The organism is Paenibacillus ottowii (assembly GCF_050516475.1).
Lineage (GTDB): Bacteria > Bacillota > Bacilli > Paenibacillales > Paenibacillaceae > Paenibacillus > Paenibacillus ottowii.
Map to the genome: position 1 here is coordinate 420,781 of NZ_CP191577.1, position 19,172 is coordinate 439,952.

Here is a 19,172-nt window from a genome sequence, read left to right on the forward strand (position 1 = left end):
CGGGATGGACGTACCGCTGGTGTACCAGTTGTTCCGCCAGGAGCACCGCTGGGTAGCTATGTACGGAAGGGATAAGCGCTGAAAGCATCTAAGCGTGAAGCCCCCCTCAAGATGAGATTTCCCAGTAAGTAAGACCCCTTGAAGACGACGAGGTAGATAGGTTGGGGGTGGAAGTGCAGTAATGCATGGAGCTGACCAATACTAATCGGTCGAGGGCTTATCCTAAAGATAAGACGCAATGAAGTTTCGGATCCAGTTTTCAGGGTGTAAGCATTGCACTATATAAGTTCGAGTAGCTTATATGAGGCAAGCGAACACACAGCATTTGGCGATGCTGTTCCTGAGTAAAGTATTTGCGAAGCAAATTCATGTTTGGTGGCGATAGCGGAGGGGTTCCACACGTACCCATCCCGAACACGACCGTTAAGCCCTCCAGCGCCGATGGTACTTGGACCGCAGGGTCCTGGGAGAGTAGGACGCCGCCAAGCACAAAAAAAGAGTACAGCCTTAATGGCTGTGCTTTTTTTGTATATCCGATTCATTTATCGTTCACATGAAAGATTCATGTCATGCCTTCGGCTAAAAGCACTATAATATTCTGGTTGTCTTTTATATAGTGCTGCCTGAAGTGCGGTTTCAACTAAGATACAAAATTCATTGTGCGATGTTAATCTATTTCAACCTGTTCTGCCTGGAGGGCACTTAAGGCTTGAAGTTTACGGGTAATTTCCTTTTGCCATTTTGTATCTCCGACTTGTACGGCAAGATTAAGAAGATCCAAATAATCATCGATATGCAGGGAGGTTTTACTAAAAGCTTCTTTCACTGCGGTCCTGCCTCCTTTAAAGTCTATGTGTATTTATCATTTAATAATGATAATCATTATCAAATAGTGGTGTTATTTATATTATGCCTGTCTTCTGGATAAATTGCAAGATATGATATGAATGAATTTTGAAGCACGCAAATGGAGGGCTTAAAAAAACAAACCCTTCTCCTTAAGTTCACGCATTGTTCACGTCTTTTCTATGGAACATAATGAAAAGAACAAGCGGGCATTGAGTGTCCACCGATTAGGAGGATAAATTGCGCAATGCTTCAACCAGAGGAGGAAAAGGAATATGAGCAGAGTAAAAATGAAAGCGTTTGCCGCTGTGGCGGCGGGCGCCTTGGCATTGACGCTGGCAGCTTGTAATAACGGACAAAGCGCAAGTCCGGGAAATCCAAGGGAAAAGGGTGGAGGCAATGTAACGAAGGATGTGACGATTACCTTTCAAAACATCAATCCTGATCCTAGCACCCCTTCGTACAAAATGATTAAGCAGATTGTAAGTCAATACGAGCAAGATCATCCTCATGTCAAAATTGAATTGGATTCGCTAAATACAGATCAGCAAAAACTCAAGCTGAAAACACAAGCAGCAGCGAAGGAAGTACCGGATATCACGATTGTAAATCCGGCTGCACAGATGAAGCCATTCGTAGATGCCGGGCTACTCGCTCCATTAAATGATGTGGCTGATAAAGAGGGGTTAAAAGATACGTTTCAGGATGGCCTTCTTAATTACTATAGCTTCGATGATAAGCTATATGCTTTTCCGGATGGTAACAATATAGAAGTGGTCTTCTACAATAAAGAACTGTTCGAGCAGGCGGGAATTCAAAAATTGCCGACCACCTTTGATGAGTTGATTACGACGGTCAAGACGCTGAAAGCGAAGGGAATTACTCCAATTGCCATTGGGGAAAAGGATTCTTGGACTGGTTCCCTCCTTTTTATGAATATTCTGTTGCGTACGAATGAAGGACCCAATTTCCTCAATGATGTGCTGGATGGCAAAAAGACGTTTAATGACCCAGCTTTTGTGGAAGCTGTGGATGCATTTCAGGAATTGGTGCAGGCTGGAGCTTTCCCGGATGGAGCCACATCTATTGACTATAATGCAGGCGGTAATATTTTCAAAACGGGGAAAGCTGCGATGTATATCATGGGTACTTGGGAAACGGGTTCTATTGATGCTTCCCCGGTAGCAGGTAAGGTAGGGGCGTTCCAATTCCCTACGGTGAATGGCAAAGGGGATGTGAATGAATATGTCATTGCACCGGGTAGCGCGTTTGCAGTATCTGCGAATAGTGAACATCTACAAGAAACGAAAGACTTTCTGCACTATTTTATTACAGAGATGCCCAAGATCCAGTTTGAGCTGAAAAATGCAATTGGCAGTGGGCAGAAAATGAAAGGTGATCTGAAGGAAGCGGGTTATTCCGAGTTGGCCATTAGTCTCAATGAGCTGTTCAAAAATGTAAAAGGAGGGGACCTCGCTTTTGACAATACGATGAACCCCGCTATTGCACAGGCGCATCTGAGTAGCATTCAGAACCTGTTCGTGCAACAAGAGGACTCTGCACAAGTTGCGAAGGAGCATCAGAACACTTTTGAAGCGAATAAATAAGTGAAATATTGCAAAAATCGAATAGCGACTTCTGATGAACAAAATATAGCTCAAAATAGCCTAGCTCGTCTAGATTTGCGTTTTGGAGCGAATGGATCGAATTTTGCAAAATCCTGAATAAGCAAACTCTAGGGGAGGGAGCGAAGGTTCCCTTCCCTGATTAGGAATCACTCATAGCTAAGCATCCCCCAGAAGTTGCTCCGAATCAACATAAAGGAGATTAGAGCATGAATGTACTGAAGGTGCCGACACGCACGATTGCCGTTTTCGTGATGCCCTGCCTGTTGCTGTATACCTGTATGGTATTTGTTCCGATTCTGGTATCTGTGTATTGCGGGCTGCTGGATTGGAACGGAATTGCTGAGGCGAAGTTTGTGGGACTGGCTAATTTTAAACGAATTTTTACAGCCGATCCAGTGTTCTGGCCATCTGTGAAGCGGACGATGATGTTCGCTGTATTTTCCATGCTGGAAATCCCGCTCTGTCTGCTGCTGGCCATTTTACTCAATCGTTATGTGCGTAAAGCAAATACATTGGTAACGATGTATTTTCTGCCGGTCATTCTATCGGTGGTCATTATTGGCCAGTTGTGGAAGACGATTTATAACCCGGCATCGATGGGAGGGATGCTGAACGGTATTTTGATGGCGGTCGGGCTGGAAAGCTGGACACGCTCTTGGCTGACAGAACCGCAGGTGGCGATGTATGCTCTATATTTTGTATCATTGTGGCAATATTTTGGCTACCATTTGCTTATCCAGTTTAGCGGGGTACAAAATATACCCAATGAGCTGTATGAAGCAGCTAAAATAGATGGAGCAGAAGGATTCAAAGCAGACCGTCACATTACGTTGCCGCTCATTGTGCCTATTTTTAAAATATCGATTGTATTAGCCTTTATCGGGTCCTTGCAATCGTTTGATTTGATCTGGGTAATGACAGGGGGAGGTCCAGCCCATGCGACGGATACAGTATCCACGTATATGTACAATATGTCCTTTTTATCTATGAAATACGGGTATGGCAGTGCATTGGCCTCATTTCTTGTATTCATCTGCTTGTCATTTACAATTGTGATAAATTTTGTTTTCAAACGTATTGAAAATAAGGTAAGCTAAAGGAGATGGGACTGTTGAACGCCTTGAAGAAAATGGGGATCTTCGCCCTGTTGGCCGTCTTAGTGGTCACGCAGCTGTATCCACTCTTTTGGCTGCTGACTTATTCGTTGAAGACGAATGAAGAGATATTAGGTTCAAGCTTCTTTGCACTCCCTCAAGTGCCCCAGTGGCACAACTACCAGGAAGCCTATGAATCAGGGAGTTACTTGCGTTATTTAGGAAACAGTGTGCTGGTGACCGGGGTTACGATGACTTTCGTCATTGTATTAAGCTCGATGACTGCTTATGCAATTACACGTTTTCGCTGGCGTTTCGGGGCTGTTGTGCTGACGTTGTTTTTGGTCGGGATGATGATCCCCATGCAAGCTACACTGCTACCGCTGATGGTGATGTTTAAAAACGTCCATATTCTGAATACGTATTTCTCGCTAATTTTACCCTACATTGCTTTTCAGACACCGATTGCGGTCTTCATCCTATCCGGCTTTATGCGGTCCATTCCCCACGAAATTGAAGAATCCGCCTACATTGACGGAGCGAGCATTTATCGTATCTTCCGCAGTGTAATCTTACCTATCTCGATTCCGCCTATCATGACAGTGTGTATTTTAACTTTCATTAACATCTGGAATGAATACATTATGGCTGCTACCTTTATCTCGTCCGAAAAGCTAAAAACTCTCCCCTTCGGCGTATATACGTTCGTCAGCCAGTATTCTGTGAACTACGGCAATATTGGTGCTTTTCTGGTCATGGGAGCCTTACCGGTTATTATTATTTATTTTGTCCTGTCCGAAAAAATCACCAAAGGTATGGTTGCGGGAGCGGTAAAAGGATAGGCGGTCGATGCGAAAGGAGCACACGGAGGTATGATGCGCCGTTTTCAATCCATTCAATACCGCTTGTTTGTTCTGTTCCTATTGAGCATGTCCGGCATTGTGCTGGCGGTCAGTCTATTATTCTACAACCGTACTACGGTGCAGTTCCATGATAAGGTCAGCGAGCTTGCTCGTAAAAATGTATCTCAGACGGCAGGATTGTTTGAATTGCTGCTCGGCAGCTATAACAGTCTCTCCAAGTCGATCAGCAACAATATGGATTTGGTTCGTCTGCTGACCACAGATCGTAGTGACTTGCCTGCTGTCAATTACATTAACGAACGTACGATTACGAACATCCTTGGAGCCATCTATTATTCGCGCGAGGACCTGATCGGCATTCATGTGATCACAGACACAGGCAAGGTATATAATTACGGGAATTATATGAATGTCATTGATACTCATTACGAGCAGACGGAATGGTACAGGGAAATTCGAAAGTCGGCGGGTAAAATTGCATGGCTGGGTGTTTATCCTCACTCTGTCATCGACCAGGTGGAAACCAGGCCTGTGTTTGCGTTTGGACGGCAGCTCTATGATCTGGATGAACACAAGCCGATTGGCATTGTTTTGTTTGAGGCTGAACCGCGTTCCGTTTTGTCTGCTCTCCACAATTTACGGCTGAGCACTAATAGCCAGGTCTACCTGTTGGGCCATGAAAATCGAATTGTATCGGCTACCTCTTCTGATCCGCCACCAGATTTGAGAAATCTAGAGCAACAGGTCCCGGAGGAGGATGTAATTGTAGATCGGAGTAATAAAAAAGTTGTAATCGCTTCCAAGCTTCCGTTTGCTGATTGGTCGGTGATTAGTGTAACACCCGGTGAGGATCTGAACGTGGAACTGGCGCAAACTCAAAGATACTTGTTTATCGTGGCACCCATACTTATTATGTTGTCGGCGCTAATTGCATCCATCGTCTCCAGAGGCATCTCCCATCCGCTCAAACGAGTTATTCGGGAAATGAAACGGGTAGAGACAGGCAATTTCCGCCACACGGTAAACATCACATCCTATGAAGAAATCAACCAGTTGGCTACCTCTTTCAACCATATGGTAAGACGGATTGCAGAACTGATTGAGCTGGTGCGTGTATCATCAGTCAGCGAAAAAAATGCGGAACTGCACGCTCTACAGACGCAGGTTAATCCACATTTTCTGTACAATACGCTGGATATGATCTATTGGATGCTGGATGAAAAGGGACAGGATCAGCTCGGAGAGGTAGTGCTCTCCTTATCCCATATGTTCCGTTACAGCAGTCACTGGGAAGAGGGAGCCGATGTAAGCCTTCGGGAAGAAGTAGAGCAGGTCGGTCATTACCTCACCATTATCCAGGCCCGGCTGGAGGGCAGGGTAGCTGTCGACGTCTACATTGAAGATCGATGGCTGGATATCCGTGTACCTAAAATGACTTTGCAGCCATTGATTGAAAATGCGGTGAAACACGGGCTGGAGCCTCTTCATGCAGATACAGGTGGCAAACTGCTCGTCAGAGCGGAGGAGTATGACGGTGTATTGAGCCTGCACATCATCGACAACGGTGTAGGAATGGAGTATGAACGATGGGAGGTGGTCCAGGTCGCTTTGGCAGAACCCGGCAAACAGGCGGGCAGCGGGCAGGCGGGAGGCATCGGCCTGCAAAACCTAAATTTAAGGCTACGGCACATGTTCGGAGAAGAGTACGGCCTACGGATCTCCAGCGCACCAGGAGCCGGAACGACAGTCACTGTAAATGTGCCTCTGCCACAGAAGGAGGAAAAACATGAATATTCTGATAGCTGACGATGAAAATATGATTCGACAGGGGATTCGGCGTACTATTGGCCAAGCACTACCAACCTGCGGCATTCATCTCGCTGCTTCCACCGAGGAAGCAGCAGGCATTCTGGCGAAGCATCCTGTAGATATTGTATTGACCGATATCCTGATGCCCGGTATGGATGGTCTGGAATTCATGCGTATTTCCAAGCGAAAGCATCCTCATCTGCAGTGGGTTGTCATTTCGGCCCATTCCGACTTCCAATATGCACAAAGAGCAGTAAAGCTGGGTGCCAAAGACTACCTGTTAAAGCCCATCGGTAAAAAAAAGCTGCTGGAATGTATTGAAGTATTAGCAGCCGAAGCGCTTGTGGCCTCGCAACAGGCGAACGAGGGCAGGCTTCTTAAATCCAATATGGTCTATTTACGTGAAGCTGTTTTCCAGCGTTATGCACTTGGATTGGATACGGGCAAGCTGGATATACAGCCCTTCGTCGAAAATTATCCAGAGTTCCATCTTTTTATGGTTCGCATGGAACCTGATCACAAGCAGACGCATTTAGAGCATTTTATGATTGAAAATGTATTGTCCGAGCTCATTGAGGCTGGGGGCAGCGGCTTTGTCGTCAGTCTGGACCGCCATAGTCTGCTGGGGATTGCAAGGCTAAGGGATGAAGCAGAGGCTGCACGGCTAGAGTCTTTGCTTGAATCCCACTTGAAGCGTTATGTGAAGGTACCTTTGCAAATTACACGCTCGGGTGTTCACCACAATTTCTCATCCATACCTGAAGAGGTGGCGCGATTAAGACGAACGCCAGAGGAGATTGCAGCCGCAGCAGCGGATACAGGAGAATGTCTCCGTAAGGGCATGCACACGGTTGATGTAGCATTGCAGTATATTCAGGCTCACTTTACAGAGGAGCTGTCACTGGAAAAGGTGGCCTCCATCGTATTTTTAAATCCAGTATATTTCAGCCAGCTATTCAAGCAAAAAACGGGACAAGGCTATAAGGATTACGTCATTTCCTTGCGTATGGAGGAGGCGAAGCGGCTGCTCAGTGATCCTCTTTTGCGGCTGGCTGATATTTCCGAGCGGATCGGCTATCAGGATATGCGACATTTTACACAGGTATTCCGGCGCAAATGTGGAATGACTCCAACCGAGTATCGGCATCAAGGAGTGAAGTAAGGCGGCATCAACGACCGAATGAAGGAAGTTCATCCAGCATCAGACTGTTTCAGGAGTAGAGCGGTAGAGCATCTACTCGGGAGCAGTCTTTTTCGTGTCTCCAGCTTGTAGCAATTCAACAAATTTGCGAGCTGCATTGGATAAATAACGATCCTTGCGCCATACGACTGCAGGCCGTGTGAAGGGGAACGGCTCCTTAATGGAGAGTGTGCGAAATCTGTCCCCGTATTCTTGTCCCAAGCCAGCGTCTGGAATGATGGTAATTCCCATGCCTGTGGAAACGAGCGAGAGAATGGTCGATATTTCAGGACAGTCCAGTACGACGCGCGGAACAAGATGGTGTTCCTGAAATTTGCGGATGACGGTTTCGTATAGTCCGTGTCCTTCTGTTCGGCGTCCCAACAAGAGGTCATAGCTGGCAGCTTCCTGTAACGTAATTTCCCCACTGGGATGACGATCTGCCCATTCAGACGGAAGTACGGCAACAAAGGAAACGCCCTCCAGTTCAATTGTGTGGTAGGATTTGTCATCTACCGGAAGCAGCAGCAGGGCCAGATCCACTTTATTTTGGTGCAGCAGCTCTTCCAGATGATGTGTGTCTCCGTGTCCTATTTTAATGTATACCTCTGGATAAACCTGATGAAAGTGACTGAGTTGTTCAGTAATCAGAGACATACAGGCGGATGACGTGCCTATAGCAAGTGTGCCGGTTACTCTGTTTTCAAACTCCCCAATTTCTCTACAGGTGTCCTCCATTTCAGCCAATAATCGTTTGGCGCGTGTATACAGTGTATATCCGGCCTCGGTAACTTCCCACTTCTTTCCTTCACGGTAAATCAGCTTTACACCAAGCTCGTCCTCCATATTTTTGAGTTGTTGACTCAGTGGAGGCTGGGCCATGTTGAGCGTTCTGGCGGCCTTGGTGATTTGCCCTTCCTCCACGATGACGCAAAAGTAATGCAGATGCTTCAAGTCCATTGGGGATTCCTCCTCATTTCTAAACAACGCTTCGATTTAAATACTTTTAAAGTATGCATTACATATATTATATATATTTTTCGTGTGCAGGGAACGGGCGTATAATTTTTGACAGTAATACATGAGTGAGCATAAAACGATGAGGTGGAAGGAGGGGACATATGAAGAAAATCATTGTAGGAATATCGGGGGCGACAGGGTCAATCTTTGGTATCCGTATATTGCAACAATTACGGGAGGCTGGAGTAGAGAGTCATCTGGTGCTATCCCCGTGGGCTATTGCCAACATTCCCTATGAGACAGGCTACACGGTGAAGGAAGTGGAGGCAATGGCGGATGCAGTCTACTCGTATAAGGATCAGGCCGCACGTATTTCTAGCGGCTCCTTCCGGGTAGATGGTATGGTCGTCGCTCCTTGCAGTATGAAGACTCTTGCCTCTATTCGTATCGGTATGGCGGACAACCTGCTTACCCGATCAGCGGATGTGATGCTGAAGGAGCGAAAGAAGCTGCTGCTCATGACCAGAGAAACACCATTAAGCAGTATCCATCTGGAAAATATGCTGGAGCTGTCACGTATGGGCGTGATGATCCTGCCGCCGATGCCTGCCTTTTATAATCATCCTGCAAGTATCGAGGAATTAGTGGATCATATTGTTTTTCGCGCATTGGATCAGTTCGGTATTGTCACAACCGCAGCCAAACGCTGGGATGGGATGAAGCAGAATGACTCCAGGCTGCACCAGAATTGAGAAATCGAAAGACGAAGGAGAATGAATGATGGCTTATAAAGACTTTCGCGATTTTCTACACACCTTGGAAAAGGAAGGACAATTACTCACGATCAGCGATGAGGTAAAGCCGGAGCCGGACCTCGCAGCCGCTAACAGAGCATTAAACAATCTTGGAGATAAGACGCCTGCTCTCTTTTTCAACAACATCTATGGATATACGGATGCTCGTATTGCAATGAATGTGATGGGCTCCTGGCCCAATCATGCCCTCATGATGGGAATGCCCAAAAATACGCCGCTCAAGGAGCAGTTTTTTGAATTTGCCAGACGCTATGAACAATTTCCGGTGCCCGTGAAGCGGGAAGAAGCCGCTCCTTTTCATGAAGTCGAGATTACGGAGAATATTAATTTGTTTGATATTTTGCCGTTGTTTCGTTTGAATCAGGGGGACGGAGGGTTTTATCTGGATAAAGCAATTCTAATTTCACGCGATCTGGATGACCCGGACACCTACGGTAAGCAAAATGTCGGCTTATACCGGATGCAGGTGAAAGGCAAGAACCGTTTGGGTATCCAGCCTGTACCACAGCATGATATTGCGATCCATATTCGTCAGGCTGAGGAGCGTGGCGAAAATCTGAAGGTAGCTATTGCCCTCGGATGTGAGCCTGTGATTACAACGGCTGCTTCTACGCCGCTGCTGTACGATCAATCCGAATATGAGATGGCGGGCGCCATTCAGGGCGAGCCTTATCGTGTGGTCAAAGCGAAGGATGCAGATCTGGATCTGCCTTGGGGAGCCGAGGTCATTTTGGAAGGCGAAGTGTTAGCAGGTGAACGTGAGTATGAAGGTCCATTCGGTGAATTCACAGGTCACTATTCCGGCGGTCGCGCGATGCCAGTCATTCAGATTAATCGTGTATATCACCGCAAACAGCCTATCTTTGAGCATCTGTACATCGGGATGCCTTGGACGGAAACGGATTATATGATCGGTGTGAATACAAGTGTACCGTTGTTTCAGCAGCTTAAGGATGCTTTTCCTAATGAAATCGTAGCCGTTAATGCCATGTATACGCATGGGCTGGTCGCTATTATTTCCACGAAAACCCGGTATGGCGGCTTTGCGAAGGCTGTGGGAATGCGTGCGTTAACGACTCCGCATGGATTGGGGTATTGCAAACTGGTGATTGTGGTGGACGAGGAGGTCGATCCGTTCAATCTGCCGCAAGTCATGTGGGCTTTATCCACCAAGCTTCATCCAAAGCATGATGCTGTCATTGTTCCTGGCTTGTCTATTTTACCGCTTGACCCCGGCTCTGATCCGGCAGGTATGACGCACAAAATGATACTGGATGCGACGACACCTGTAGCACCGGATATTAGAGGCCATTACTCGCAGCCGCTCGATTCCCCGCTGGGTGTAGCGGAATGGGAGAAAAAGTTAAGCCAAATGCTTCGCTAAATATTTTAAAAAACAAAGAAAGATTAAAGGAGTGCTGACAGATGCATATTTGTCCCCGTTGTGAGTCCAATCGTTCAGAAGTCGTTTCCCATTCGCCGGTTAAAGGTGCCTGGGAGGTTTTGTTGTGCCCTGTATGCCTGTTCACATGGCGAACCTCAGAACCGGATAGCGTTACGGATCCAGCAAAGTATAAATCGGCGTTCAAGGTAAATCCCCAAGATATTCCGAATGCTGCTCATGTTCCTCCTATTCCAGAGCGGATACAGGGGCGTTCGTAAGTAGCCGTAAATTATGGTACTTTGAAGTTATAGGCCAAATGTAAAGGGGATTATACTTCATGCAGACACCAAGGATTGGTAAGGAACTGTTCACGCTATTGGACGGTAAGGGACTGGAGGACAAGCAGCATGAAGCCATGATGCTGCTGACGGTCACGGAAGATCAGTGGCCACACATAGCGATGATTAGTGTGGGCGAGGTTGTAGCGCTGGACGAGGGGAATTTGCGTCTGGCCCTATGGCCGGGTACAACCACGACGGGCAACATGATCCGTACTGGGAAGGCAACGCTTGCGGTGTTCACCGGGGGAAAGGCGCATTATGTGCGGTTGTCGCTGGAACATCTGCCTGCTTTGCGTGAAGCCAAGCATGTGCGTGAGCGATTTGCGGCACGTGTTTTCGCAGCCCGAGAGGATTCAGCCCAATATGCCGACATCCTGACAGGTGTCACGATTCGCCTTAAGGAACCGGAAACGGTGATTAATCGCTGGAAAGAGACGGTGGCAGAGTTGTTGGTATAAAGCTATCTGAGGATGACAAATTTTCTTTGTAATTACCCAGTTTGCCATTAAAATAAATGTTATATTATAAGCGCTTACAAGGAATCCGTCGAGCCTGTTGTAAGAGGAGTTAGAGTGTGAGAGGAAGCAGAGTTATTTTAAAAGGAAAATAGGAGGGATAAATATGTCTCGTTTTGACAAGGTAGATCAGTTATTGCAACAGTTCTTAGCGAATGGACCGGCAGGGTGTGGTTGTGCCATTGCACAAAATGGTCAAGTGTTGTATGAAGGGTATCATGGATATGCTGATCTGGAAACTCGGAAGCCGATTACTGAAGATACCGTATATCGCCTGTTTTCCATGACTAAGCTTATTGTATGTGCGGCTGCACTTATGTTGTACGAACGCGGACAATTTTTATTGAATGAGCCTTTGTATGAATATTTACCTGAATATCGCGATTCGTATGTATTCAAAACTGCTCCTAACGGTCACACCTACATTGATAAGGCGGAAAACCCTATTTTGATTAAGCATATATTCAATATGAGCGCAGGCATTCCTTATGCTTCCGAGTTTTCAGACACAGGAAAAGCTATGCAGAAGGTCATTGCGGAGTTAAAGGAGAAGCAGGGAAAATATGACCTGCGCACGGAAATTAAAGCGCTTTCTGAAGTTCCGCTTGCATTTGAACCGGGAACACGATGGTTATACGGATATGGGCACGATCTTGTTGCGGGTCTTATTGAAGTGATTTCGGGTAAATCAGTAGGACAATTTTTGAAGGACGAAATATTTGATCCACTTGAAATGAACAACACAGGCTACCGCTATCGTGGAGATATTGAATCGCGGATGGCCTCCATGTATCAACGGACAGATGCCGGAAAACTTAAAAAAATGGAGGGTTTTTTGGATGAATATCATCAGTCAGATGCTATATATGAAGGTGGAGGCGCAGGATTATATTCGACAGTCACAGATTACCTCACATTTTCACAAATGATGTCAAATGGCGGCACGGTAAACGGAGTAAAGTTATTGGGGAGAAAAACCATTGATTTAATGCGTACAAATCATTTGGATACAGCCCAATTATCGGATTTCACCAATTCATACCATACAGGTTATGGCTATGGACTTGGTGTACGCACGTTAATGGATAAAGCGGCTGGGCATGCCAACAGCTCAATTGGGGAATTTGGTTGGTCGGGAATGGCGGGCACCTGGGTTTCTATAGATCCGAGCGAGCAGTTCTCCGTCGTTTATATGCATCAGCTCGATCCCAATATGGAAGAATACCACCATTTGAGAATTCGTGCAGCTGCTTATAGCTGTCTGTAAAAGTACTGTTTCTAGTTAATAAGGACCAAATTTTCTCTAAAGTCTAAACTATTCTTTTCCATATGACGACATAAAACGTAGGTGTAGGGATTTTGCCAAATCCTTAATTTTTAGCTTTGAAAATAGGAGGGAATTAGATTTTGAAGAATAGATGGTCCGGTTTTCTGGCGTTGGTCATCCTGATTTCAAGTTTTACATCATATGCAGGGTTTGCATCTGCAGCAGAAGCGGTGCTTTCCAAGATTGTCCTTTCGTCTAACGAGGTAACTTTGCAACAGGGGGATACAGCTGCGTTGACGGCAACGGCTGTTTATACCGATGGGACAACCTCGAATGTAACCGTCAGCACAGATTGGAAAAGTGATAATACATCTATTGCTACGGTGTATAATGGTACAGTTTCAGCCAAGGCTGAAGGGGAAGCCACTGTGATTGCGACCTATAAGGAGAAGGTACAATCCGTTCAGGTACATGTAACGAAGAAGGTTAAGGCGCTGATATCCAGTGTACAAAGCCTGAACTTGCGTTCAGGCGGTACAGGGCAGATTGATCTGACAGCGACTTACAGTGATAATACAACAGCTCAGGTTTCAGGTGATGCTGCCTGGACCTCCGATAACCAGAAGGTAGCGACTGTAGTCAATGGATTGGTCACCGCTCAAGGAGCTGGTACAGCCAATATTAAGGCTGTATATGGACAACAGACCGTAACGATTGCTGTACAGGTGGAGCAGGTTAAACGGCTGGATGCCAGTACATCAGAGGTTTCTCTTTTGTTAAAGGATACAGAGAAGGTTAAATTGACAGCCACGTTCCCGGATGGATCAACTCAGGATGTTACAGAGTCTGCCGAGTGGAGCTCCAGCAATACAGCCGTGGCAGATGTTCTGAAAGGCACGATTACCGGATATAGCACAGGGAAGGCGACAATTACGGGTAAATATGGCACGATGTCCGCTACGATTGCGGTGGATGTGGATCAGACGAATAAGCTGAAAGCCAGCGAAACCAATATTTTTCTCCGTTTGGATGAATCTAAAAAAATACAGGTATCTGCTGTGTACCCGGATGGTACGGTAACAGATATCACGGATAAAGTTGCTTGGACATCAAGCGATGAAAAAATTGCAACAGTGAATAAAGGAACGATTATGGCCATTGGAGCAGGTTCGGCTACGGTGACCGCTAAATACGGAGATAAGACGGTTTCGATCAAGACAGATGTCGAAACCTCTAGATTTCTGGATTTAAGCGAGGACAAGCTGAGCTTGAATGCTAAGGAATCCAAAAAGCTCAAGCTGACCGCAACCTATGTAACAGGGACGGAAGAAGATATCACAAGTAAAGCAGAGTGGAAGTCCAGTAATGAAGATATCGTTTTTGTCAGCGGGGGAGAAGTCACAGGTTATAAAACAGGTGAGGCAACGATCACAGCTTCTTATGGCGGTAAAACAGCCACAGCTACGGTATCCGTAAATGTACCTGGTGATCTGTCTTTGTCCTCTAAAACGGCAACAATTGATATTAATGAGGATTATACTGCGACTCTGACGGCTACTTATGCGGACGGGCGTAAGGAAGATGTTACAAAGGATGCAGAATGGACTTCAAGTGCGGAAGATATTGCTTCTGTGTCCAAGGGAACGATTACGGGTAAAGCGACTGGTAAAGCAGTGATTACAGCGACCTACAATGGCAAAAAGCTGACGATTAACGTGCAAGTAGGCCTTGTAGACCGTCTGGAAACCGATTCGCGTGTCATTGTGCTCGGTGCTCAGGAAACAAAGCAACTGAAAGTAACTGGCGTTAAGAGTGGCGGTACAAAAACAGATGTAACCAAGGATGCCACCTGGTCTACTAGCAACGTCAAGGTAGTTGAAGTTAGCGAAGGTTTGATTAAAGCGAATGCCAACGGTAAGGCAACCGTTACGGCTTCCTATGGCAAGCAAACCATTACGTTTACGGTAGAAGTAGACGTAGCGCAAAAGATTGAAGCGGATGCCATCGCGTTATCCCTCAAATCTGGAGACCAAAAAACCATTTCCATTGTGGTTAAATCCAGTGATGGTAAAGAAAAGGATGTTACGACCCAAGCTGAATGGAAAACATCCAATTATAGGGTCGCCACTGTCAAAAAGGGTCAGGTTACCGCGGTTAGCTATGGTAAAGCTAACATTCAGGCGAAGTTCGGCGGGAAAGTGATCAGCGTGCCTGTAGATGTTGATACGCTTAAATACCTGCAAACGGACGAAGTCGCTTTGAACCTGAAGGCAGGGCAGTTGGCTAAGGTTACGGCGACAGCCACATATAAGGACGAGTCGGAGAAGGATGTCACCAAACCGGCTGTCTGGTCCTCGTCCAGAATTATTGTTGCGACCGTCAAAGACGGTAACATTAAGGCACAGGGCAAGGGCAAAGCTGTAATTACCGTGAAATATGCAGGTAAAATGACGAAGGTACAGGTAACTGTCCAGTAATCTGTAATCGATTGAAAAGAAAAGGAGCAAGCATGTCGTCCCTAGACGTATGCTTGCTCCTTTATTTTTAAGGGCGAATTCTCTTTCCCTTGGAGAATGTGGGGGAGAAATATTCGTCTTGTTTTATAGAGGAAAAGTAGTTGGTTTAATGCTTAGAGCTATGACTTGTCTTTCTTGGCCAGTGTGTTGCGTGTAAGGGATTCGGTCAAGCGCTTGCCGGTCGGTGTCTGGGCCAAGCCGCCTTTGGCGGTCTCGCGGTGTTTCGACGGCATTGCGCTGCCGACTTCAAGCATCACGTCAATGACTTCGTCAGACGGAATGGCACTGCGTACTCCCGCCAAAGCCATATCCGCTGCGGCAAGTGCGGTCACGGCTCCCAGCCCGTTGCGCACGATGCACGGAATCTCGACGAGCCCGGCAACGGGGTCGCAAATCAGACCGAGCGTATTCTTGAGCGCTAGGCCTACAGCGTGAATGGCCTGTTCAGGCGTGCCGCCGCGCAGCTCGACCATTGCACCAGCGGCCATCCCGATGGCTGAGCCAATCTCAGCCTGACAGCCTCCCTCCGCGCCGGAAATGAAGGAGTTGTTGGCGATGACGTAGCCAATGGCTCCGGCTGCGAACAAGCCGTGCACCATATGCTCGTCATCCCAGCCGAAACGCTCCTGCGCACTAATGAACACGCCGGGGATGACGCCGCAAGAGCCAGCAGTGGGCGTGGCGACAATGCGCCCCATGGATGCATTCACCTCCGACACAGAGAGCGCATAAGCCATGGCGAGCGCGGAGGCGTCGCCGGAGCAGGTCTCCCCTGTCCGCAGATACTCGGCCAGGCGCTTGCCGTCCCCGCCCGTCAATCCGCTGCGGGATACGGTGTCTTGCGTCTGACCGCGATGAACGGCCTCCTTCATGACTTCATAATAATCAGACATTTGGCGGAAGATTTCTTTTTCCGTTGTATTCGTCTCTTGTACCTGTTCTTGAATCATCAGGCGGCCAATCGTGGTGGATTCCTCAGCGCATATCGCGCTGATTTCATGCAGATGGCTAAACCGCATCGGATTCAGCTCCTTTTTTCAGATTAATCATTTTAATTTCATACATATGAGGCAAAGAACGCAGTTTGGCAATCAGTTCAGCCGTAGGAGGACTGTCCGTTTCGATGGCAGTAAGTGCTTCACCATCCCGACCTTTGCGATCCACATGCATGTAGGCAATGTTAATGTCAGCAGCGCCCAATGCTGAAGTTACCGCACCTAATGTACCGGGCTTATCCGAGTGGAGAAGCACCAACGTAGGCAGTTCTCCGGTCAGGTTAACTCGGAATTCGTTGAGCTGCTGGACATGGATACTGCCGCCTCCGATGGAGGAGCCGAGCAGGGTGCGCTGATCCTCGCCCTTCCATAGCTCGAAACGGACGGTGTTCGGATGGGGCGCGGGGAGTCCGCTAACGGCAAATTCTACGGCCATTCCAGCCTGCTCCGCCCATTGCTCGGCATCGGGAATCCGGTGATCGTCCGTATCGTAATTGAGCAGGCCTGCGATGAGTGCCAGGTCGGTACCGTGTCCTTTGTACGTGTCGGCGAAGGAGCCGTACAGTGTCATGCGGGCGCGGTCAGGCTGCGCCCCGAGCCAGTGCCGGGCAACGCGTGCAAGCCGCACCGCGCCTGCAGTATGTGAGCTGGAGGGTCCGGTCATGGCCGGACCGATAATGGAAAATACATCTTTGAAACGCATGGTATGGCCCCCTGTATGTTCTACAACCATAGTATATGGTATTTCCGCGTCTTTGCACGGATATAACGGTTCCTGATGCTGACGTACAATGTGAGCACAAAAAAGGACAGGATAAGGAAATTCCCCTTATCTCTGTCCTCGTTACCTGAGAGTTTCGTGCGGTGTCCATACCGCCTTACCCCTTGGGTGGCTTGCGCTCTCTCCAGAGTTGCGTCAGATGACGATACATGGACCTGAGAGATTATCCGCCAGCCGGGTGCTGGCGGCTTGCTCCTTCGGTGCCGCCAGCGTGTAAGCCTCTGGACAGACTCTCCCGTCATCTTCATTCGCGTATACCGTTCTACATATCTTCCTTAGCGTAATGTATGCCGCGCTCGCTGTCAATCGCAGGGTTCGATTTTTACATAAACAAGTGTGTTTCCGATAAAAAAGATAAAAATTTACATAATTATGGATCAAACCAGGAAGGAATTAGAAGATTGATAGCTAATCTGATAGAGGACAAGTACATTTATGGAATTATAGGAGGGATATTGACGTATGGTAAAAGGCTCGCGGTTCACAGGTTCACGCTTGAAAGGGGTGCTGCATCTGGCGGCGATCATATCGCTGCTGATCGGGATCTTCGTTCCATTCGGTCAGGTCAAAGCAGAGGGAGCACTGACAGTAGCCGAAGCCCTTCAGCGCCAAGGTAGTGGAGGCACAGTGACGGTGGAAGGCTACATTGTTGGACATGCTACCGGATCGCAAACGGCTAATTTTTCTTCCCCGTTTGCGAATGATTTTAACGTACTGATTGCCGACCAGGTGAATGAACGTAGCACGTCGAATCTACTGGATGTGCAGCTGACATCAGCGTACAGAGGGCAATATGGACTAACAGGCCATCCTGAGCTGATCGGCAGTAAAATTCGTGTGACAGGTACACTTGGCGCCTACAATAATTTTGGCGGAGTAAAAAGCCCAAGCGCTGTGGAACTGGTGAATGGAAGCGAGCCGGGGGAACCTGGTAATCCAGGCGAGCCTAATCCTGGAAACCCGGGTCAGCCCGGTACGACATTGCCGGACGGCAAAGGTAAAAAAGTGCTGTTCGATAATACGCACGCACAGACGGCTGGGGCAGCAGATTGGGTCATTGACGGCGCCTTCTCTGATTTTGCCGATGGATTGCGTAATGTAGGTTTTACTGTGGACCAATTGAACCGCTCTATTCCTTTTACTTTTGGGGAACAAGCCATAACCTATGACAAGCTGCGCCAATATGATGTGTTCATCATCGGTGAAGCGAATGTTCCATTTAAAGCTTCCGAGCAGGCGGCTTTGCTACAATACGTGAATAACGGGGGGAGTGTTTTCTTCATCTCCGACCACTATAATGCGGACCGCAACAAAAACCGTTGGGATGCCTCCGAGGTTATGAATGGCTATCGTCGTGGAGCCTACACTAATCCGGCAAAAGGCATGACTGCAGAAGAAGCAGCATCACCGGCGATGCAAGGGTTAACTAGCTCTGATTGGCTGGCAACCAACTTTGGCGTTCGTTTCCGCTATAATGCGCTTGGTGACGTGAATGCTACGGACATTGTAGCTGAAGATCAATCTTTTGGCATTACCAAGGGTGTACGTTCAATTGCTATGCATGCGGGCTCTACGCTGGCTATTATTGATCCTACCAAAGCGAAGGGAATTGCCTATATCCCGACAGGTACGAAAAAATGGGGCAATGCTGTAGACCAGGGTGTCTATAACGGCGGGGGCCGTGCGGAAGGGCCATTTGCGGCAATCTCCAAGGTCGGTCAAGGCAAGGCAGCCTTCATCGGTGATTCTTCTCCCGTAGAAGATGCTACACCGAAATATGTGCGCGAGGAAAACGGACAGTCGAAGAAGACGTATGATGGTTTCAAGGAAGTGGACGATGCGACCTTCCTGGTGCAAACGGTCCAATGGCTTGCATGGAAGCAGGACTACACCAAATTATCCGATGTGGCAGGCTTAACGCTGGATCAACCGACGAAGCTTCTGCCGATTGAGGAGCCAGCGGCTTCCACGGAACCGCAACCTGAGCCTTGGTCTGCTCCAGCAGCAGGCTACAAATGGTACGATCCAAAAACATTCAAATCGGGCTCCTATGGAGCGGCTTCGTAACAAATGTAAAAAAATCAGAGTGAGTTGTTGGGTGCTAGTTAGCCGTTTGATCCTTTGTAGGGGATCAAACGGCTTTTTTGTGATGAAAATTAACCTGTGGTTGGTTATTGG

General features: G+C 47.6%; 16 protein-coding genes, 1 rRNA gene, 1 riboswitch and 1 other annotated feature (1 of these 19 running past the window's edge). Of the genes, 13 read left to right on the forward strand and 4 right to left on the reverse strand.

Annotated features, from left to right (window positions below):
- Window positions 1-213: a sequence feature (23S ribosomal RNA rRNA prediction is too short), on the forward strand; it begins 55 nt to the left of the window's first position.
- Between the two features lie 158 nt (window positions 214-371).
- Window positions 372-488, forward strand: a 5S ribosomal RNA gene (gene rrf / locus ACQQ6X_RS01900).
- A 179-nt stretch (window positions 489-667) separates the two neighbouring features.
- On the opposite strand, the gene ACQQ6X_RS01905 is transcribed toward rrf, so the two are convergent.
- A complete protein-coding gene (locus ACQQ6X_RS01905; protein ID WP_013369026.1) occupies window positions 668-826 on the reverse strand; it encodes a hypothetical protein in 159 nt (52 codons plus the stop codon).
- Window positions 827-1,121: 295 nt separating this feature from the next.
- Here ACQQ6X_RS01905 and ACQQ6X_RS01910 point away from each other — a divergent pair, with 295 nt between their 5' ends.
- The 5 genes from ACQQ6X_RS01910 (at window position 1,122) to ACQQ6X_RS01930 (ending at window position 7,402) form a co-directional block, all read left to right on the forward strand.
- A complete protein-coding gene (locus tag ACQQ6X_RS01910; protein ID WP_305167830.1) occupies window positions 1,122-2,453 on the forward strand; it encodes an extracellular solute-binding protein in 1,332 nt (443 codons plus the stop codon).
- Between the two features lie 227 nt (window positions 2,454-2,680).
- On the forward strand, window positions 2,681-3,571 hold the full coding sequence (locus ACQQ6X_RS01915) for a carbohydrate ABC transporter permease (protein WP_305167831.1): 891 nt from the start codon (window positions 2,681-2,683) through the stop codon (window positions 3,569-3,571).
- Between the two features lie 5 nt (window positions 3,572-3,576).
- Complete coding sequence (locus tag ACQQ6X_RS01920) at window positions 3,577-4,410, forward strand: carbohydrate ABC transporter permease (protein ID WP_430493525.1); 834 nt, start codon at window positions 3,577-3,579, stop codon at window positions 4,408-4,410.
- Between the two features lie 30 nt (window positions 4,411-4,440).
- Window positions 4,441-6,237, forward strand: a complete 1,797-nt coding sequence (locus ACQQ6X_RS01925) for a sensor histidine kinase (protein ID WP_305167833.1) — start codon at window positions 4,441-4,443, stop codon at window positions 6,235-6,237.
- Window positions 6,218-7,402, forward strand: coding sequence for a response regulator (locus ACQQ6X_RS01930; RefSeq protein ID WP_305167834.1), 1,185 nt, complete (start codon window positions 6,218-6,220; stop codon window positions 7,400-7,402). Before ACQQ6X_RS01925 ends, ACQQ6X_RS01930 begins: the two co-directional genes overlap by 20 nt.
- Before the next feature lie 72 nt (window positions 7,403-7,474).
- On the opposite strand, the gene ACQQ6X_RS01935 is transcribed toward ACQQ6X_RS01930, so the two are convergent.
- Window positions 7,475-8,380 (reverse strand): LysR family transcriptional regulator, encoded by a 906-nt coding sequence (locus tag ACQQ6X_RS01935; protein WP_305167835.1) that lies wholly within the window; start codon window positions 8,378-8,380, stop codon window positions 7,475-7,477.
- Between the two features lie 161 nt (window positions 8,381-8,541).
- On the opposite strand from ACQQ6X_RS01935, the gene ACQQ6X_RS01940 reads away from it, so the two are divergent.
- The 6 genes from ACQQ6X_RS01940 (at window position 8,542) to ACQQ6X_RS01965 (ending at window position 15,179) form a co-directional block, all read left to right on the forward strand.
- Complete coding sequence (locus tag ACQQ6X_RS01940; RefSeq protein WP_305167836.1) at window positions 8,542-9,132, forward strand: flavin prenyltransferase UbiX; 591 nt, start codon at window positions 8,542-8,544, stop codon at window positions 9,130-9,132.
- Window positions 9,133-9,160: 28 nt separating this feature from the next.
- Window positions 9,161-10,579, forward strand: a complete 1,419-nt coding sequence (locus ACQQ6X_RS01945; protein ID WP_025363806.1) for a non-oxidative hydroxyarylic acid decarboxylases subunit C — start codon at window positions 9,161-9,163, stop codon at window positions 10,577-10,579.
- Between the two features lie 41 nt (window positions 10,580-10,620).
- Window positions 10,621-10,857, forward strand: a complete 237-nt coding sequence (locus ACQQ6X_RS01950; RefSeq protein WP_305167837.1) for a non-oxidative hydroxyarylic acid decarboxylases subunit D — start codon at window positions 10,621-10,623, stop codon at window positions 10,855-10,857.
- A 59-nt stretch (window positions 10,858-10,916) separates the two neighbouring features.
- Window positions 10,917-11,378 carry a pyridoxamine 5'-phosphate oxidase family protein gene (locus ACQQ6X_RS01955; protein WP_305167838.1) on the forward strand — a complete coding sequence of 154 codons (462 nt, stop codon included), beginning with the start codon at window positions 10,917-10,919 and terminating at the stop codon, window positions 11,376-11,378.
- 163 nt (window positions 11,379-11,541) lie between these two features.
- Entirely contained in the window at window positions 11,542-12,702 is a 1,161-nt protein-coding gene (locus tag ACQQ6X_RS01960) for a serine hydrolase domain-containing protein (RefSeq protein ID WP_305167839.1), read from the forward strand.
- A 140-nt stretch (window positions 12,703-12,842) separates the two neighbouring features.
- Window positions 12,843-15,179 (forward strand): Ig-like domain-containing protein, encoded by a 2,337-nt coding sequence (locus tag ACQQ6X_RS01965; RefSeq protein ID WP_305167840.1) that lies wholly within the window; start codon window positions 12,843-12,845, stop codon window positions 15,177-15,179.
- 158 nt (window positions 15,180-15,337) lie between these two features.
- Here ACQQ6X_RS01965 and sdaAA read toward each other — a convergent pair whose 3' ends face one another.
- Together sdaAA and sdaAB are read right to left on the reverse strand one after the other, a co-directional pair.
- Window positions 15,338-16,237 (reverse strand): L-serine ammonia-lyase, iron-sulfur-dependent, subunit alpha, encoded by a 900-nt coding sequence (gene sdaAA, locus ACQQ6X_RS01970; protein ID WP_305167841.1) that lies wholly within the window; start codon window positions 16,235-16,237, stop codon window positions 15,338-15,340.
- Window positions 16,227-16,916 carry an L-serine ammonia-lyase, iron-sulfur-dependent subunit beta gene (gene sdaAB / locus ACQQ6X_RS01975; RefSeq protein ID WP_235307017.1) on the reverse strand — a complete coding sequence of 230 codons (690 nt, stop codon included), beginning with the start codon at window positions 16,914-16,916 and terminating at the stop codon, window positions 16,227-16,229. The genes sdaAA and sdaAB overlap by 11 nt, the downstream gene beginning before the upstream one ends.
- A 211-nt stretch (window positions 16,917-17,127) precedes the next feature.
- A riboswitch (glycine riboswitch) is annotated at window positions 17,128-17,242 on the reverse strand.
- Window positions 17,243-17,456: 214 nt separating this feature from the next.
- Between sdaAB and ACQQ6X_RS01980 the strand changes: the two genes are divergently transcribed.
- Entirely contained in the window at window positions 17,457-19,061 is a 1,605-nt protein-coding gene (locus tag ACQQ6X_RS01980) for a DUF6359 domain-containing protein (protein WP_305167842.1), read from the forward strand.
- Window positions 19,062-19,172: the final 111 nt, after the last annotated feature.

Bases quoted from the DNA above. Each gene is read 5' to 3' on its own strand.
- ACQQ6X_RS01935 (WP_305167835.1), bottom strand. From the start codon at position 8,380: ATGGACTTGAAGCATCTGCATTACTTTTGCGTCATCGTGGAGGAAGGG.
- ACQQ6X_RS01940 (WP_305167836.1), top strand. From the start codon at position 8,542: ATGAAGAAAATCATTGTAGGAATATCGGGGGCGACAGGGTCAATCTTT.
- ACQQ6X_RS01960 (WP_305167839.1), top strand. From the start codon at position 11,542: ATGTCTCGTTTTGACAAGGTAGATCAGTTATTGCAACAGTTCTTAGCG.
- ACQQ6X_RS01950 (WP_305167837.1), top strand. From the start codon at position 10,621: ATGCATATTTGTCCCCGTTGTGAGTCCAATCGTTCAGAAGTCGTTTCC.
- sdaAA (WP_305167841.1), bottom strand. From the start codon at position 16,237: ATGCGGTTTAGCCATCTGCATGAAATCAGCGCGATATGCGCTGAGGAA.
- ACQQ6X_RS01980 (WP_305167842.1), top strand. From the start codon at position 17,457: ATGGTAAAAGGCTCGCGGTTCACAGGTTCACGCTTGAAAGGGGTGCTG.
- ACQQ6X_RS01945 (WP_025363806.1), top strand. From the start codon at position 9,161: ATGGCTTATAAAGACTTTCGCGATTTTCTACACACCTTGGAAAAGGAA.
- ACQQ6X_RS01925 (WP_305167833.1), top strand. From the start codon at position 4,441: ATGATGCGCCGTTTTCAATCCATTCAATACCGCTTGTTTGTTCTGTTC.
- ACQQ6X_RS01930 (WP_305167834.1), top strand. From the start codon at position 6,218: ATGAATATTCTGATAGCTGACGATGAAAATATGATTCGACAGGGGATT.
- ACQQ6X_RS01910 (WP_305167830.1), top strand. From the start codon at position 1,122: ATGAGCAGAGTAAAAATGAAAGCGTTTGCCGCTGTGGCGGCGGGCGCC.
- ACQQ6X_RS01915 (WP_305167831.1), top strand. From the start codon at position 2,681: ATGAATGTACTGAAGGTGCCGACACGCACGATTGCCGTTTTCGTGATG.
- ACQQ6X_RS01920 (WP_430493525.1), top strand. From the start codon at position 3,577: ATGGGACTGTTGAACGCCTTGAAGAAAATGGGGATCTTCGCCCTGTTG.
- sdaAB (WP_235307017.1), bottom strand. From the start codon at position 16,916: ATGCGTTTCAAAGATGTATTTTCCATTATCGGTCCGGCCATGACCGGA.
- ACQQ6X_RS01955 (WP_305167838.1), top strand. From the start codon at position 10,917: ATGCAGACACCAAGGATTGGTAAGGAACTGTTCACGCTATTGGACGGT.